Here is a 17170-nt window from a genome sequence, read left to right on the forward strand (position 1 = left end):
TTGTTGAAAAATATTCAACCAAGTAAAAACCAGCCAAGCTGTAGCTCCCGTAAGTAAAACTGCCGCTATGTTCTACCAGCTAAGCTGCCCCCTCTCAGACCTGGCCAGTCGGGGAAAGGCACCCAGCGGGCACAGTCAGAAGCGGTAGCTCCACCTTTCTACCCCCTTTCTATTTCCACAGCCCTACATGAAAAACAAGTTCTTACTCACCCTGGTGCTGCTGGGCGCCGGCGTTAGTGCGTCCTTCGCACAAGCTGTTGTCGACCCTGAGCTGCGGACCGCCCTGGCCGCCAACCCGACGGCACAGGTGATTGTCACCTTCAACGGCAACGGTGCGCCAGGGCTTGCCCAGCTGTCCTTGCTGCAGCGTCTGGGTATTTCGCGCGGCATTACGCTGCAGGCCCTGCCGGTAGCCGGCGTTATTGCCACGGCGGCCCAGGTAGATGCGCTGGCGCAGAACCCGGCAGTCCGCTCCCTTTACATCAACAAAAAGCTCGACTATTATAACTTCGACGATACCCACCTGACGGGCGTGAAGCGCCTGCGCGCCGACAAGCAGATGACGGCCCGCAACGGTGGCCTGCCGGTATCGGGCAAGGGCGTGGGGGTGCTCATCAACGATAGTGGCGTGGATGGCACCCACGAGGATATCAAGTTTGGCTCCCACCTGGTACAGAATACGCTGGGCTCCACGAACCTGAACTCCCTGAGCACCCTGCTGCCGGTAACGTATATTGAAGGCGTGCCGAACACCGATACCAACTCCGGCCACGGTACGCACTGTGCCGGTACGGTAGGCGGTACCGGGGCCCGCTCCAACGGAAAGTACGAGGGCGTGGCTCCCGGGGCCTCGCTGCTGGGCTACGGCTCGGGTGGGGCGCTGCTGGTGCTCGATGCAATGGGGGGCTTTGATTACGCCCTCACCCATCAGTTTCAGTACAACATCCGCGTCATCAGCAACTCCTTCGGTAGCAGCGGCGACTTCGAGCCCAACAACCCGCTGAACGTGGCCACTAAAAAGTGCTACGACCGGGGCATGGTGGTGGTGTTTGCGGCCGGCAACGAAGGCCCCGGCGCCGACACCCACAACCCCTACGCCATTGCGCCCTGGACTATTTCGGTGGGTGCCGGTGACCGGAACGGGCTGCTGGCCGACTTCTCCTCCCGCGGGGTGCGCGGCGAGCAGGGCACGTTTGTGATGGACGGGGAAACCTGGACGTTCAAGAACGAGCCCGCTATTGTGGCTCCCGGGGTAGATGTGGTGTCTACCCGCGCCATTGCGCCGGTATCGTCGCTGGGTGCCCAGCAGGATATTGAGGTGCTGCAGCCCGGAGAAGTGCCGTTTTACACCCACAGCAGCGGTACTTCCATGGCTACGCCGCACGTGGCTGGTATTGTGGCGTTGCTGCTGGAAGCCCGCCCGAACCTGACGCCCGACCAGGTAAAGGAAATTCTGCAGAAAACTGCTACCAACATGCCCGGCCGCCAGTCCTGGGAAGTAGGCGCAGGCTATGTGAATGCCTACGCCGCCGTGGACCAGGCTTTCCGCTCTGCCACCTATGGCTCCTCCGTGAATGCCAGCCGCCGCTTTAATAGCAGCGTGAATGCGCAAACTACCACGGTGCCTTTCTCCATCAACTTCAACCCCGCCGTCACGACCGGCAACAGCATGTCGTTCCCGGTTAGTGCCGGTACCAATAGCCTGGAGGTGAAGATTTCGTCGCGGGGTATCCTGGGCGAAACCGGCAACCTCACCAACCTGGTGCTGCTCGACCCCAACGGGGTGCGCTACAGCTCCGGTACGCCCGTTACCTTCACGCTTTCCACCGACCGGAGTGTAGCCGTGGCCTCGCCCATAGCCGGCACCTGGAAGGTGCAGGTAGAAGGCGTACGCGGCGTGGCTGCCCCCGAAACCGTGAGCGGTACTATCTCCCTGCTGACGGCCGCTGGCACCACGAACCTGAACGATGTAGCTGGCCACCCGGCTGAGGCCGCTATCAAGCTGGCCGTTACCAACCGCCTGGTGGATGGCCTGAGCAACGGCTTCCGTCCCGATGCCCCGCTTACCCGCATTCAACTGGCCGACTACCTGCTGATGGGCCAGGGCATCCGCCAGCTGCTGCCCTTCAGTGGGGCCCGTTCCTTCTCCGACGTGTCCTCCGCCGCCGATGTGCTCCTGACGGAGTCGGTGGTTGCGAAGGGCGCGGCCCAGCGCGACCGGTTTCATCAGGCGGGTGGTGTTATGTTGCCCACGGCCACCGGCACGTTCTCGCCCAATGCGCAGGTAAACCGCGCGTCGCTGGCGTACTCACTGGTGCAGAGCCTGGGCTTCGAGCAGCAGGCCCTGGCCCGCAACAACCAGCCTCTCACGGTGCAGGTAAACGGTCAGGCCATTCCGGTGGATGATGCGGCCAACATTCCGGCTGCTCTCAAAGGCTACGTGAGCGTGGCCCTGGAGCTGAACCTCATCAACGCCTACTACACGCTCAAGCAGGGCCCCTACGACCTGCAGCCCACGCTGCACGCTACCTTCAAGCCCAGCCAGAATGTAACCCGCGCCGACTTTGCCGTTATTGCAACCCGCACCTTCCCGCAATACGACGCCGTAACTCAGCCCACCGCCGCCCGCGGTACGGCTACGCCCACCACGGCTACCACGCTGCTGGACCGCAGCACCGTGGCGTACCCCAACCCCTTCAGCGGCTCTACCACCATCAGCTACAGCCTGGACCAGGCTGGGCCGGTAAGCGTGGAGGTGTACAACACGCTGGGCGTGAAAGTACGCACTCTGGTAGCCGGTACCGAAGAAGCGGGTCTACATCAGGTACGTTTCGACGCCGGTAACATGGCTCGGGGCACCTACTTGTTCAAAGTGAAAAGCGGCGCTGCCGTTACCACCCAACGCCTCGTGCTGCAATAAGCACCGGGTAGCATTTCAACCAACAGGCCGGCTCCATTGGGGCCGGCCTGTTGCGTTGATGGGAGCAGGGTTTAGATAACAGAAGCGGGGTATGCTGGGCCTTTACATGGCTTTGAACCGTACATTCGTTCTGTTCTTTCGCTCTGTCACTATGGCTGTCATCACTGATATTTCCCAGCTCGACCTCACCAAAACGTACACCTACGCCGACTACCTGACGTGGCGGTTGGAAGGAGCAGTGGAGCTGATCAGAGGCAAAGTGCGCCGGATGAGCCCCGCGCCGCGCGTGCGCCATCAGCAAGTGTCCTTTCGGCTAAACACGCTTATCGGAGCCGCCCTACGCGGTAAAACCTGCCAGGGTTTCGCCGCGCCGTTTGATGTTCGCCTGCTGAAAACCACACCCAACGGCGACGCGCAAACGAGTACTGTGGTACAGCCCGACCTCTGCGTGGTGTGCGACCCGGCCAAGCTCGATGAGTTCGGCTGCGTGGGTGCGCCCGACTGGATTATCGAAATCCTGAGCCCCGGCAACACCGCCCACGACAGCAAAACCAAGTTCGACCTCTACGAGGAAAACGGCGTGCTGGAATATTGGATGGTGGACCACGGCCTGAAAAATATAGTCGTGTACACGCTGGGCGAAACAGGAGAATATGAACTGCAGGGTGAGTTTTATCAGCCCGGCCTTATCCCGGTAGCCACCCTACCCGGCGTGGAGTTGGAGTGGGCGGAGGTATTTGAGGGAATATAGTACAAACACCGCCTGTCATCCTGAGCGAAGCGAAGGACCTTATGCATGTGGACATGACTCCTGAGTGATAAGGTCCTTCGCTTCGCTCAGGATGACAATTGTATAGCAACTACCGCACCCGCACCACGCCAGAACCGGCATACGAGTGGTACTCGGCGTTGTACATGGCGTCGGCGCTGACGGGGCCGAGCTTGAAGGTGCCTTTGGAAACTGCGCGGCAGAGGTAATAGAACGACTTGGGTTGCGTGGTGACGGTGGTGAAGAGGTTTATTCGGTCGTCGCGCACGTCGAGGTAGTCGGGTTGGGCGGCGTCGGTGGCCCAGGTCAGCTCCCGCACGGCCCCGATGCGTGGGTTTTCGATTTCCAGGCCGGCGGGGAGCAGGTCGGTAATGGCCACGTTCTTGACTTCGCCGGCTGACTCGGCTGATTGGATGGTGATTTTCACGACCACCAGATCGTTCTGGCGGAAGCTGGTGCTGCCCACGGGCTGGCCGGTACGGTTCAGGAACTGGCGGCGCACCTGCAGGTAGGCGTCTTCCTCGCGGATTTGGCCGGTGGGCGAGATGCCCTCGGTTTCCCAGAAGTAGTAGAGGCTGCCTTTGCCGCTGGTGCGCAGGGCCAGCTGGCGGTTGGCCACGTTGCTTACCGTGAGGTCCTTGCCCGAGAAGTTGCCGATGGCCTTGCCGTCGGCCAGCAGACTGGCCGTAACGGTGCTGCCGGCGTTCTTCTTGGCCAATTTGCCCAAGGCCAGCAGGGAGAAGGCCCGTTCCTGGGTGCTGAGCCAGCCGGCCTGCTTTACCTGGCGGCTGAGCTGGCGGGCCAGCACGTTTACCTGGGCGTTAGCGGGGTCGGCGGCGAGCAGGGCGTTGAGCACCAGGGCCTCGTCGCGGATGGGGGAGGAGAAGGCGCCGTCGAGCTGGCGGCCGGCCATGGGCGCGGTGCCGAAACGGGTGGGCAGGGTTTCGCGGTAGCTGCGCTGGTTGCCGCTCAGAGCGAAGGCGCAGGCCAGCACCCAGCGCGAATCCTCGGGCAGCAGCTTGCGGTTGGCTTTGTAGTAGTTCAAACCCACGGCATCGGGGCGGCCGGCCAGGGCCAGCACGTAGAGCGAGTAGGCAATTTCCTTTTTGGCCAACGTGACGGGCTGAATCACGCCGCCGGTCTGGATGATGTTGTAGGTCTCGGTTTCGCGCTTGCGCACCCGGGCCTGCAGGTAGCGCAGTACCCGGTCGAGGACGTTCTTGTTTACATCGAAGCCGGCTTGCTGGGCTTCCAGTAGGAAGTGGGCGGCGTAGGCGGTGGCCCACCAGTTGTCGTAGTCGCCGCCGGGCCAGTAGCTGAGGCTGCCGTTGTACATCTGCTGGGCTTCCACCTTGCGGATGGCTTCCTGTACATGGTAGTTGGGATTGAACAGGCCGTTTTTACCCGTTTTGCCGGTTTTCTGGCCCAGCGTGGCGGCCAGGTCGCCGTAGTACAGCTGCGGGAAGGCGGCCGACACGGTTTGCTCCAGGCAGCCGTAGGGGTATTGCAGCAGGTAGCGTAGGTCCTTGGCAAACTCCGTCATGGGCGAGCGGCTCACTACCAGCTGGCTTCTCAGGGAGGAAGGCAGGAAGTCGGTGCGCAGGTTCAGCTGCTGGGCCGCGCCGCCCGCCACCACGCCCGCTCCCGTGCGCTTCTGCAGCGGCGAAGCTGGCCGGATGGGTAACTCGATGGTTTCACTTAGCTCGTTGGAGTATGGTTTCCCGGCTGCATGAAACACTACTTGAATTTCGCTATTCCCTATGCGACTGGCCATCATACGAAACACAACACGCTTCTCAGTATTAGGCGGGAGTACTATAGGACGGTAAACACTATTAGGGAAGAAGTCGACACTAGCATTATTTCCTATATGCTGCTCCGCCAGCCGGTAATCCTCGCTGGAGCGGATGATTGTAGTTGTTGCAGTTTGAAGAGGCTGTGGAAGCTGTAGAAGCGCTAGTCCTTTTATTGCCTTATTTGTCGTATTCGTCAGCGTTATGGGCACGTCAATTGTGTCGCCGGGGCTGAGGAAGCGGGGGAGGGCCGTGCTGATAACCACCGGGTCAGCCACGCGCATGGTGTGTTCGGCCGAGCCGAAAGCGTCGCCTTTGTAGGCCACGGCCATGATGCGGATGGCCCCGCTGAACTGCGGGATTTGCAGCTTGTAGCGCGCCTTGCCGCTGGCGTCGGCGGTGAGCACGCCGCTCCATTTGGCCAGCAGGCGCACCCGGCGGTTGGGCACGGGCGTGGTGCGGCGCGAGAGGTCGTAGCCGTCGCCGCCGGTGCTGCTGGTGCCCAGCTCGGGCAGCAGGAAGGGGTACACGTCGTAGGCCTGCACTTCCAGGGCGCGCTTCTGGTAGAAGTAGCCGTAGGGGTCGGGCGTGCGGGTTGCCTTCATCTGCAGAATGCCCTCGTCCACCATGGCCAGCGTCACCTGCGCGCCGGGGGCGGTGGTGACTTCAATGGTCTGGGCGGTCTGGGAGCGGCTTTGGGCGGGCGCTTTAATGGCAACTTGCAGGCGGGCGCCGGGCTTCTCCACCGTGAGGGGCACGAAGCCCCGGGCTACGGTGAGCGGCAGGCGGTTGTCTTTGATTTCGCGGATGGCGGTGGCCGTCACGTAGATGTTGGGCACGTGGTTGCCCCGGATGGGCACGTCCACTTTGGCCGATTTCTCGTCGGTGGTCACGTAGAAGTGGTCGAGCACCCGGTCGCGTTCCACGGTCACGAGCACGCGGCCGGGGAAGGGCGTTTTCAGCAGCAGGTGGGCCACGTCGCCGGGCTGGTATTTGGGCTTGTCGGCCTCAATGGTTACCTCGCCCTCGTTGTTCACCTCGAAGGAGTTGCTCTGGGTGTCGCCGTAGCCGTAGGCGTACACTCGCCGGGCCACGTAGGTCACCGCGCCGGGCCGCGCCACCCGGATTTCGTACTCGCCGGAGTAGGTAGGCGAGAAGCCCAGGTTGGCATCGGAAGTGCTGCTGCCGTACACTGGAATAGTGCGGTTGAGCACCACTTCCTCCCGTTTCTGCGAGTTGTACACGTAGCGGCCGCCCTGGCGCTCAATCACCGTTTCCCAGAGCAGACGCACGATTTGCACCTGCGCCTGGGCCTGGGTGGGCTTGCCAGCCGGCGTGAGGGCTACCAGCTGCACGGCCAGCGGCTTACCGGTGCTCACCAAGTCATCGGCGCTCCGGATGCCGAACAGCACCGGCTGGGTCTGCACCTCGAAGGTGGCCAGGCGGTTCACCGGGCGACCAGTTTCGTCGAATACGGTGGTGAAGGCCGCGCCTTCCAGCGTGCCCAGGTCGGTGTAGTCGGGTACCTGGTAGGTGGCGGTGCCGCGCCCGGCGGCGTCGGTGGTGCCTTCGCGGGTGGTTTTCTCGAACCGGTCGGCAATGGGCGTCGATTCCAGGTCGCCGTAGGTGCCGCGCCGCCGGTCGCCGCTGTTGATGGCGAAGGTGAACTGCTCGAAGCCTTTGGGGTTGAAGGCTTTTTCCTTCAGCGAAAACTCCACTTCAAACTTGCGGTCGGCGGCCGGGGGGCCAAACAGGTTCTGGGCCGTAATCAGGGCCGAAACCGACTGGCTGGGCTTCACCACGGCGCGGTCGGCCTTCACCGTCACCTTCATGCGGTCCGGAATAAACTCCTCCACCGAGAGCTGGCGTGAGGTCAGCAGCACGTCGTTGCCGGTGAGGACTTCCAGGGTGTAGAGGCCGGTCATCACGGCCGGGGGCAGCAGAAAGCGGGCCTCGAAGGAGCCGGCCGCGTTCAGGGTTTTCTGCAGGCTGGCGTATTCCTTGCCGGTAGGCAGCAGCAGCCTGATTTTCACCGGCAGGCCCTTCGGCGGGGCCTGCCAGGCGTCGGTGCGCAGTACGGTGTTGGTCTGGATGGTGTCGCCGGGGCGGTACAGGTCCCGGTCGCCGTAGAGGAAGGCCTGGTAGCGGGCGGCGTTGGTTTGCAGGCCGCCCACCTCGAAGCGGGAGGTTTCCACGCGGCTGCGGCTCAGGTCGAGGAAGGTGAAGTCGTTGCCCTGCTGGGCCATCACCATGCCCAGCCGGAAGCGGCCGTTGGCGGCCGTGCTATCGAAGCGGGCCACTCCGTCGCCGTTGGAAATGCCGGTGCCCATTACTTGGTTGTTGGTGCTGATGTAGCGCAGCTCCACCCCGCTCAGCGGCTTGGCCGAGCGGATGGAGTTGGCAAACACCAGCGTGCTGCCGGCCTTGCCCTGCTTCACAATGAGCCCGATATCCGACACGGCCACCAGCTTGCTCACCTGCAGCCACTGCCGCTCAGTGTCCTGCACTTTGATGATGTAGAGCCCCTTGAGGCCGCCCGCAAACTCCAGGTCCTTGAGGTTCAGGTTCAGCAGCCGCAGCCCCTGTGCCTTCGGCAGCCCCGACACGGTGTAGGTGCGCTCCGTGAGGACGTTGCCCAGGTTCTCCACGTCGTAGTACTGGAAGGAGCGGTCCACGTATTCGCCGCCGTCGCCTTCTTCCTCGCTGCCTTCCTCGCCGTCGTACTCGGGGTAGCCGTACTGGGTGCCGCCGCGCAGTAGCTGCTGGATGTTGTTGGCGTACACTTTGGCAATGGTCACCTTCACCTGGCCCACCTCGTTGATGCGCACGCCCAGGTTGCGCGAGCCCAGAGCATCGAGGTACATGGCCTTGTCGGCGCTGGCGAAGCTGATGGTGGGCCGCTCGTCGGAGAAGCTCACCGACTGCGACACGCCCTCCCCGAGCATGCCGCCCAGCGCCCCGCGCAGGCCCTGGTTCACGCCAATCTGGTAGGTGCGACCCACCTCGAAGCCGCCTTTCAGCCGCACGCCGTTTTCCGTTTCCTCTACCTCGTAGGCCACCTGCGGCGACACGGTGAGGTAGCTCTGCAAATCGGCGGCCGTGACGGGCTGGTTGGTGGTGATGAGCACCATCGGGTCGGCGTTTTTCAGCGAGCCTTCGATGGCGCTGACCAGCAGGGCCTGTGGGTCGGGCACGGTTACCTGGGTTTCGTAGTCGGCGGTGCTGGGCTGGTCGCTGCCTACGGCGTGCAGGCCCTGGGCCAGCGCCACCGTGAGCGGGGAGCCGGGGCGCACCTGCTGGTTGAGGCGCACGCGCACCACCTCGCCCGGTTCCCCGCTCACCTCAAAAGCTACGGGCTGGCCGTCCTGGGTCACGCGCAGCAGGGGCTTCACGTCGGCGGGCTTCACGGCGTAGTTAAAGGGCAGCTCCACGCGCATCTCGGCAGTGCCGGCGGCCCGACTGGAGCGGCCCCAGAACGCCTGCGGCTCCTGCATTTCCAGGTAGGGCGTGTGGAATTTCTGGCGGCTCTCGGGCAGCTCGGCGTTGCGCTTGCCCTCGGGCAGCGCCTCTTTGCGCAGCGTGGCCTTGAAGGCGGTGCTGGGCTTAAAGGGCGTGCTGGGCGAAAATACCAGCTCCCGGTCACTGTTCCACTTGAACTTGCCGCGCACGGCCGGCTCGAAGCTCACCACCTGCACCGTATCCCAGCGGTCCTGCAGCTCGGGCGTCACCACGGCATCGGCAAACTGAAACACGAGGTTCTGGTAGGGGTCAATTTCCTCGCCGTTGGGGTCCTGGCCGGCCTCGGAGCCAGACTTGGAGCAGGCGCACAGCACCGCCAGCAACACCAGCAGCGGCAGGCGGGAAAGTGTTTTCGATAGCATGGAAGGGGAGGAGCTTAGAAGGACGCCGGAAGGTAGTGAGAAACGGCGTTTTTGCTAGGTTTTGTATAGGTTTGAGTGGGAATAATTAATAAATATCCATGCTGCCAAAATTCACTGCCTTCGACTCACTCAATAATGAATCTGTTTACGATTATGGGAAAATTTATCAGTTAGAGGAAACGGAGAACTACACTCGTTTGAAGATTGGAGCAAGTAATAACCAAATTCAGGTGATGCTGGAGTTAAGTGCGTGCCTGGCTGCTCCGCACTTTATTTTGTATGTGCTGGTGACGCCTCGTGATGGGATTACTGCATCAGGACGATATCAGTCTCCACCTATAGAAAGCCGTACAGCATTAGTTGACTTCTTACTGGATTTTAAGGAGCCCATAGAGACAGATGGGAGACATCATGTCTGGATAGGTAATGCCAATAATGATGGGCTCATTATTTATGATAAGCATAATGTTATCTATGCCTACGGGCCTATAGACAAGTACATGACTGTACTGCGAGGTCAAAGCCATTAGCAAAAAGAATTTGATTTTCCTTACCCTCATGGTCACCACTTCCATAATGAAAATGATGTGGCTATTCGAGAACTGTTGGCATATTGGGATTGGCAACAGTTCCCTCTTGTGGCAGGAGAGGATGAGGAATATACTGATGAATAGCCTTACACCCCCTCAAATACCTCCGCCCACTCAATGCCGAACTCCGGCAGCGTGTGTGCTGGAATGAGGCCGGGCGTGTAGTAGTCGCCGCGGGGCTGGTAGCGGCCTTCGTGCAGCACGAATACGGAAACCGTCTTTTCGCCCGGGAATACAATCCAGTATTCCGGCACGCCGTTTTCCTCATAGAGGTCGAACTTGCTTTTGGTATCGTGGCTGGCGTTGCCGGGGCTCACAATTTCGATAATCCAGTCGGGCGCGCCGAGGCAGCCTTTTTCGTCCAGCTTGCTGGGGTCGCATACCACGCAGATATCGGGCTGCACTACGGTGGTAATTTGGGCGTCGCCGTTGGGGGTGGCTTTGCTCAGGCGCACATCGAAAGGCGCGTGAAATACCTCGCAGGATTGGTGGGCCAGTTGCGCGTAAATTATGCCCATGAAGCGACTGGAAAGCCGCTGGTGGACTACCCGAGGGGCCGGGCTCATCGGGCGGATTTTGCCTTTGATCAGCTCTACCCAGTCCGTAAGTTGCCACGTCAGGTAGTCGGCGTAGGTGTAGTTTTTGCTGAGGTCGAGCTGGGAAAGGCTGGTGATAAGCGGCATGGCGGCGTAAATGGGGTATTCCAAGATACGAGAGTAGGAAAAAAGCAGCTGTTATCCGGCAGGTGACGCTTGCCCAACGGCTTCCTAGCCTGTAGTTTTGCAGGTTCTATGGCCGCCGCATACTTGCTTTCTACTGCTGACACACTGATTCTGGAAAACCCCGCTGGGAAGGTAATCTACCACCCGGCTGGCTACGTGAGGCTGGACTGGTACCCGGCCAAAGCTCCGGATGCTCAGGTGCAGGCCCTGTACCTAGCCGCCAGCAACACCCTGCGCCAGTACGGCCTAAGCGGCATTCTGACCGACCACCGCCACATGCCGCCGTTGTCGCCGGAGCTGCAGCAGTGGCTGGTAGATACCTGGACTCCCCAGGCCGTGCAGGCGTGTGGCTACCGCCGGGCGGCCGTGGTGCAGTCGTACAACGTGTTTGGCCGGCTGGCTACGGCCCGCGTGGTGATGCAGCTGGGAAGTCTGCCCTTCACGGTGCATTACTTCAACAACGAAGCCGAGGCCGAAAGCTGGTTGCTGGACGAATAACGGCTTCACAGGCGTTGGCCCCGGAGGCTTCTACAAAACTTACCGTCAGGCCGGCGTGGGCACCCGCTGGTCCATCACCCGAAACCAGAGCGGCGGCAGGGCAGCCAGCAGCATCATGCCGGGGTAGCCGGTGGGCATCTGGGGCGAGGCCGGCTGGTAGCGCAGGGTGTGGTAGGGCCGGGAGGCGAGGTAGTGGTGGTCGGAGTGGCGGGTAAGCTCATAGAGCAGGATGCGGCCTACGGCGTGCTCGGAGTTCCAGGAGTGGTGGGGCTGCACCCGCTCGTAAGCACCAGTAAGCAGCTGGCGGCGTAGCAGGCCGTAGTGCTCCACGTAGTTCACCAGCTGAAACAGCACCACACCCACGGCCGCCGCACCCAGCCAGGCCAGCAGCGGCAGCAGCCCGAACCCGAGAAGCACCGCCAGCACCAGCGCCGCCTGCGCCCCCTGAAACCGGAGCATCTGATTCTGCCACCAGCGGCCCGGCCGGGGCTGCCGCGCCAACCGCTCGTGCTCCAGGTGCCAGGCCGAGCGGTACTCGCCCACCACGGCGCGGGGCAGAAACCGCCAGAACGACTCCCGGAACCGGGCCGTGGCGGGGTCATGGGGGGTGGCGACGTGGCGGTGGTGGCCACGGTTGTGCTCAATAAAAAAGTGGAGGTAGAGCGTGCTCAGCAGCAGCGCCTGCGCCAGCCGCTGCTCCCCGGCCCGGGGCCGGTGGCCCAGCTCGTGGGCCACATTGATGCCCAACGCCCCGCAGCAAATCCCGAAGCTGAACACCAGCCCAGCCGTTTCCCAGTGGCTCAGCACCGCAGTTTTCAGTACCCCCAGAAAGCCCAGCAGCAGCGCCCACTGCAGGGGTACGTTCAGATAAAGCAGGGCGTCGAAAAACCAGTGGCGGGGCGTACCGGCCGTGGCAGGCCGGTCGGTAGTAGCCGCACGGGGCGGAAACAGCAGTTCCAGCAGCGGCACCAGCCCGAATACGAACAATGGCGTAAGCCAGGCCCAGAGGCCACGCCCCACCAGCCCGGCCGCCGCGCAGGCCGGCACCAGGTAAGCCAGCAGGTAGCGGAAATCGGATGGGTGCATAACAGACAGAGCTAGGGGCTCAGAAGGTACGCAGAAACGAGCTGCCAATCAACGGTAGCTACCGTTGACTAGGCTATGTGGATAGTATGTGCAGGACAGGGGGCAGGCAGGCTATTCCGGGGCCGGCTGTACGTCGGGCGGCAGGTTAGGGGCTGGTTCTTCCGGAGCCGGCAGGGGCTCAAACCGACTTTTGAAGCGGGCATACAGTGCGTTCATACCGAGCAGCAGCAAGCCCATCAGAATGAACACCACTGCCCGGGTAATGGTACCGGTCTGGCGTAAATCAAAGAAGAGCAGGCGAGCCAGGCTCAGGGCCATACCGGCCAGAGCCAGGTAGCGCAAATCCTGGCGCCGAAGCAGCAGGCTACTCATAAAGGCGGCTACTACCTCCAGCATCAGCAGCACCGTCAGCACCGATGTATCGAACGACTGCACCAGCAGCACGGTAAGCGCCGTAAAAGCCGGATACAGCAGTACCGGAATCAGTACGGCGGGCGGAAGCTGGCTCAGGCCTGCCAGCGGAGCCAGTACCGGCGGCCAGAAAGCGGGGTGCCTGGCCGACTGCTGCAGCCGCACGGCAGCATACCCAAAAAGCAGGGCCACGGCCGCGGCGGTACATGCCCAGCCTGGGGTGAGCAATTGCCCCGTCTCGACATACTGCAACGCGGAAAAGCAGCTCCAGATAACCGCTGCCCCAAAAAATAGCAATCCGTACGCCTGTATGCGCCGCAGGTGCCAGGGCAGCCGGGGGGCAGCCAGTGTGAGGCCAAACGCAGCGGCTATCCACAGCAGCGCCAGCCACTGCGTCCGGACTTCGTACCACAGGGTAAAGCTGCCGAATAGCAGAGCCGCTTCCGGTAACAATGGCTGCAGGTAGCGCCAGCTGCGGTACTCCGGCTCGGTGGCCGGAGGGCGCTGCCAGGCCAGGGTGCCCAGCAGCAACAGCAGTGCCCCGGCCGTAAGCCGCCGGGCTGGAATGCCCACCAGCAGGCTCAGGGTATGATGAAGCACAACGTGGAAGTGTCCAACCAAAGCCACTGCAAGCAGCGCATACGTCAGATGTAGCAGGAACCGGTCGGGGAAGCCGGCCCGGAACAGTCCGGATGAGCTGGGTATGCTCCGGCGAACCACTTGAGCGGTGCCGGCCGCTACGGCGGCCAACAAGCTCCAAAGCAGTACGGGTAGGGCTTCGGAGTACGGGGCAAACGTGGCCCAGCACAGCAGCACCGCCTGCAGGCCTAGCAGATATAGCCAGGGCCAGCGCAGATAGCGCCCGGCCGCCGCCCACCAGGACGTAGCCAGCCCAGCCCCCGATACTGCCAGCAGCGGCAGCAGATACCCCAGCACCGCCAGGGGCGGGAAGTCGGTTTTGGCGGGCAGGGCGTGATTCCATTGCAGCAACTGGTAGACCACGGCGGTTACTACCACGCCCAGCCACAACCCAGGCACCCGTACCCAGCGCCGCAGTAGCAGCAGGCCCAGCAACAGCCCGGCCATGGCCCAGCCGGCCCAGGTATGCTCATACTGCAGCCCACCGGCCGCTACCAGGTGCACCGCCGGCAGTAGCCCCAGCAGCCGCAGCCGGTACAGCGGGTCCTCGGAAAGCGGCACGGCATCCAGCACTAGGGCTTGCCGCCGGTGCAACAGCAGCTGAATACTCACGGTAACCAGTGCTGCGCCAACAAGGAGTGCTGCGCGTGGCAGGTCGGGCAGCGCCCCTACCCGGCACACTACAAACGGTAGCACCGCGGCCAGTGCTACACTACCTGCCAGCCAGGCCCGATATAGCCCGGTTTCCTCTTTCCAGGCCAGCGCCAGCATCAGAAGCAGCACTTGGGCATACAGCAGAGTGGCCGCCGCCGGCCAGGCCAGCCCGGCTTCGTGCAGTCCCAGAATACCTAGCCCCAGCAGCAGCTGGCCCGCTGCCAGGTGGGCCGGTCGGAACCAGCCCGCCACCCACCGCCACCAATACGCCAGGCCGAATACCAATCCGGCCAGGGCCATTGTAGCGCCCAACAGAGCGCCAATCGGCGGGTGGGCTAGGCCGAAAATGGCTTGAGCCAGCAGGCCACACCCGCTTAGCAGAAGCACAACGGTAAGTACTTGCAGGCCCTGTTGCAGCCAGCCAGCGGCCAGGAACTCCAGCCGCTGCCGCAGGGGCTCCCGCGTTGCGGCCAGCAACAGCCCCGAGGTGCTGCCACCCGCCGCAAATAACAGTGCCAGCCGCTGATACAGGACCGGGGCGGCCAGCGTCCGCACTGAGCCCACGCTTACCAGCAGTACGGCCACGCCACTACCCAGCGCAAGCGCCAGCAGGCTCCGGTAGGCTACTTTCTCGGCGGCCAGGCCGCAGGCTCCGGCCAGCAGCAGGGTTTCCAGATACAGGAGAGTGAAGGTGCCCGGCCAGCTCAGACCGGCCTCGTGCAGACTCAGGATAGCCAGCAGCAGTAGTACCTGCCCGGCCAGCAGGTGCAGCGTACGAAACCAGCCGCCTAGGTGTCGTTGGTACCAGGCCAGGCCAAATACCGCCCCGGCCGCAGCCAGGATACCGGATAGCAAACCAGCTAGGGGCGGGGATGCAAAGCCGAAAACGGCCCGAGCTAATACCGCCGCTGCTCCCAGGTACAGCAGGCCCACCACGCCGCCAAACGTACGTACTATCTCCTGGCCGCGGGAGCCAGGCTCCCATGGCCAGGAAGGTTGCTGCTGGAGCAGCAGAAAGTAGCCGGCTCCCAGCAAGCCCGCCAGCATCAGCATGAGGGCATTGCGGGGCAGCTCCAGGGCCGGGTAGGCAGAGAGGTACACCAGGTTGAGCACCACCAGGCCCAGGCCCGCCACAATAGCCCCCACCAGAGCTACCTGAAACACCAGCACTTCCCGCTCCCGAGCCATTACAAAGGCTACCAGCAGGGTTTCCAACAGCATGAACAGCAGGATAAGCGTGCCTGAGGCGTGCCAGCCCTGCAAGGAAAACGCGGCAAACAAGGCCAGCATCAACGAGATAATGCTATCCGTGCGAAACAGCCACCGGATACCCAGCAACCGGGCCTGCCGGGCTACCCAGAAGGTAAACAGCGCCCCCAGCGTCAGAGGAATTGTTTTCCAGGGCGAGCCGGTGCTGTAGAGGTACAGGTTGATGCCCAGGCAGGTCCAGTTGAGAAGGTGAGCCGAAAACAGCAACGCATCAAAGCGTACACTGGCGTACACCTTGCGGTACTGCACCACGGCCGCCGCCACGCCCACGGCTAGCACAAGGCCCATGGCCACCAGTCGCACGCCAGTGGGCAACTCCCCGTGCAGGTTCGTCAGGGCGTAGTGCCAATACTGATGAAAGGCAAAGAAGCTCCCAATGCTCAGCAGCAGCTGATATTTCCAGCGCTGCCGGTAGGTGATGCCAATACTGAAAATAGTAACCCCCGCCGCGGCCCCTAGGCTCAATAGCTCGTGGGGCAATACCGCCAGGGCTACCAGGCTCAGTACGCCGTGCAGTGTGGCCACCGACTCCCGGCTGGCGGCCCACGCCAGCCACAGGTTGGCTGCCACGCCGGCCAGCAGCAGCAGGTAGCTGACCGGGGCCTCCACCCACTGCAGACCCGGTACCCGCACTGCTCCCACGCAGGCAAACAGGAACACGGCCGCTGCGCTACTCTGCAGCCATACGTGCAGCTTAGCCGCAAAGGGCCTGGGCCGCAGATACACGTGCAGGCCCAGCAAGACTGCCGCAAAGCCCACAATCATGCTGAAGCGGGCGGGGGCACTTACCCGCAGGGCCGTATAGATTCCCAGAAACCCAATACCCGTTACCAGCACCACTGCCCCCAGAATACCGGTCCAGTTATCCAGCAGTACCTGCTCGGCCCGGTCCCACCAGGTGGGCTCGGTCGGGGCTGACGGGGGTAGCGCAACCGGGGGCGGGCTGGGTGCCTGCCTGGGAGTAGCAGGCGGCACAACCGGCCTGGGTGGTGCAAGCGGCACCGGGGCCTGTACTGGCCCGGCCGCCGGGGCGGGCTCCGGTACGGCTAACGACACGGCGGCCGGGGCCGCGGGTGGGGCCGGAGCCATGGGTGACGCGGTAGCAGCCGGAGTCGGAGCAGGTGGAGCTACCGCCGGGGCGCTGTCAACCGTTGCTGTCGGCACAACCGGCACGAAACGTTCGGGAGCTGCTACCCGGCTTTCCGTAGCGGGGACTATTGGAGCCGTTGGCCGGGCATGCAATTCCCGACGCAGCTGCTCTACAGTGCTCAGTAAATCGGCATGGGCTTTCTCGCGCAACTGTAACTGCTCCGATAAGCGGCGCAGTTGTTTCACAAGGTCCTGGTAGAGTAGCGCAACTACAACAGCTGCTAGCAGCAGCAAGGTGGTACTCATAGGGTGGGTTGAAAAGAGGATAAAAGCACAAAACAGCTGTTGGCAAACAGCTTATAACAGGGCAGCCCGGGGCGCAGCGCAAACCGCATCCATCAGCAAGGCGCAATAGCTCAGGACCGGAAACATACCAGTTACCCGGGATATAATCACAATAAAAATGACAAAATTTTATACAAATACCCAAGGCTTCGCCCCGTCGTCCAACCGACATCAGAAAGTTTGGCGGCTGTAACTCCTACCAGTTGATCTTATTCTGCTACCACCTCCACAGGCCAGGTAGCCAACTATCCCGACGTTCCTTCATGCCTTCCTAATTCAATACCGGCACCTGCCTGAAGCCTGCATGTATGTAGCGGATCCGCTTCGGCAGTGCTAGCATACAGGTAGGTCTGCCTGCAAGGCTGCATAAAAAACTCGGTGGTGGTCTAAGTTATGGTGCATCGTCGATTATGCTCGTCAATGACGAGTTGAATACGCACGTGGTGCATGGCTAAGCAGCGACTGAACGAGCAGGTCTTGCGCACCAGCACGGCACATTTCTGG

At 62.4% G+C, this 17170-nt stretch carries 8 protein-coding genes; 4 read left to right on the forward strand and 4 right to left on the reverse strand.

The window, feature by feature from the left end:
- The first annotated feature begins 187 nt into the window (after nt 1-187).
- Together EI290_RS12535 and EI290_RS12540 are read left to right on the forward strand one after the other, a co-directional pair.
- Nucleotides 188-2920: a S8 family serine peptidase gene (locus EI290_RS12535; RefSeq protein WP_125430677.1), complete on the forward strand. Its 2733-nt coding sequence runs from the start codon at nt 188-190 to the stop codon at nt 2918-2920.
- A gap of 151 nt (nt 2921-3071) precedes the next feature.
- Nucleotides 3072-3671 (forward strand): Uma2 family endonuclease, encoded by a 600-nt coding sequence (locus EI290_RS12540; RefSeq protein WP_125430680.1) that lies wholly within the window; start codon nt 3072-3074, stop codon nt 3669-3671.
- Nucleotides 3672-3780: 109 nt separating this feature from the next.
- On the opposite strand, the gene EI290_RS12545 is transcribed toward EI290_RS12540, so the two are convergent.
- Nucleotides 3781-9363 carry an alpha-2-macroglobulin family protein gene (locus EI290_RS12545; RefSeq protein ID WP_125430683.1) on the reverse strand — a complete coding sequence of 1861 codons (5583 nt, stop codon included), beginning with the start codon at nt 9361-9363 and terminating at the stop codon, nt 3781-3783.
- Between the two features lie 98 nt (nt 9364-9461).
- Here EI290_RS12545 and EI290_RS12550 point away from each other — a divergent pair, with 98 nt between their 5' ends.
- A complete protein-coding gene (locus tag EI290_RS12550) occupies nt 9462-9893 on the forward strand; it encodes a hypothetical protein (RefSeq protein ID WP_125430686.1) in 432 nt (143 codons plus the stop codon).
- 146 nt (nt 9894-10039) lie between these two features.
- On the opposite strand, the gene EI290_RS12555 is transcribed toward EI290_RS12550, so the two are convergent.
- Entirely contained in the window at nt 10040-10660 is a 621-nt protein-coding gene (locus EI290_RS12555) for a Uma2 family endonuclease (RefSeq protein WP_246008941.1), read from the reverse strand.
- Between the two features lie 84 nt (nt 10661-10744).
- On the opposite strand from EI290_RS12555, the gene EI290_RS12560 reads away from it, so the two are divergent.
- Nucleotides 10745-11173 carry a hypothetical protein gene (locus EI290_RS12560; RefSeq protein WP_125430689.1) on the forward strand — a complete coding sequence of 143 codons (429 nt, stop codon included), beginning with the start codon at nt 10745-10747 and terminating at the stop codon, nt 11171-11173.
- 45 nt (nt 11174-11218) lie between these two features.
- Here EI290_RS12560 and EI290_RS12565 read toward each other — a convergent pair whose 3' ends face one another.
- Together EI290_RS12565 and EI290_RS12570 are read right to left on the reverse strand one after the other, a co-directional pair.
- Nucleotides 11219-12259: an alkane 1-monooxygenase gene (locus EI290_RS12565; RefSeq protein WP_125430691.1), complete on the reverse strand. Its 1041-nt coding sequence runs from the start codon at nt 12257-12259 to the stop codon at nt 11219-11221.
- A 111-nt stretch (nt 12260-12370) separates the two neighbouring features.
- Nucleotides 12371-16627 (reverse strand): hypothetical protein, encoded by a 4257-nt coding sequence (locus EI290_RS12570; RefSeq protein WP_125430694.1) that lies wholly within the window; start codon nt 16625-16627, stop codon nt 12371-12373.
- Between the last annotated feature and the right edge of the window lie 543 nt (nt 16628-17170).

It is taken from the genome of Hymenobacter metallilatus (assembly GCF_003944705.1).
Taxonomy (GTDB): Bacteria; Bacteroidota; Bacteroidia; order Cytophagales; family Hymenobacteraceae; genus Hymenobacter; species Hymenobacter metallilatus.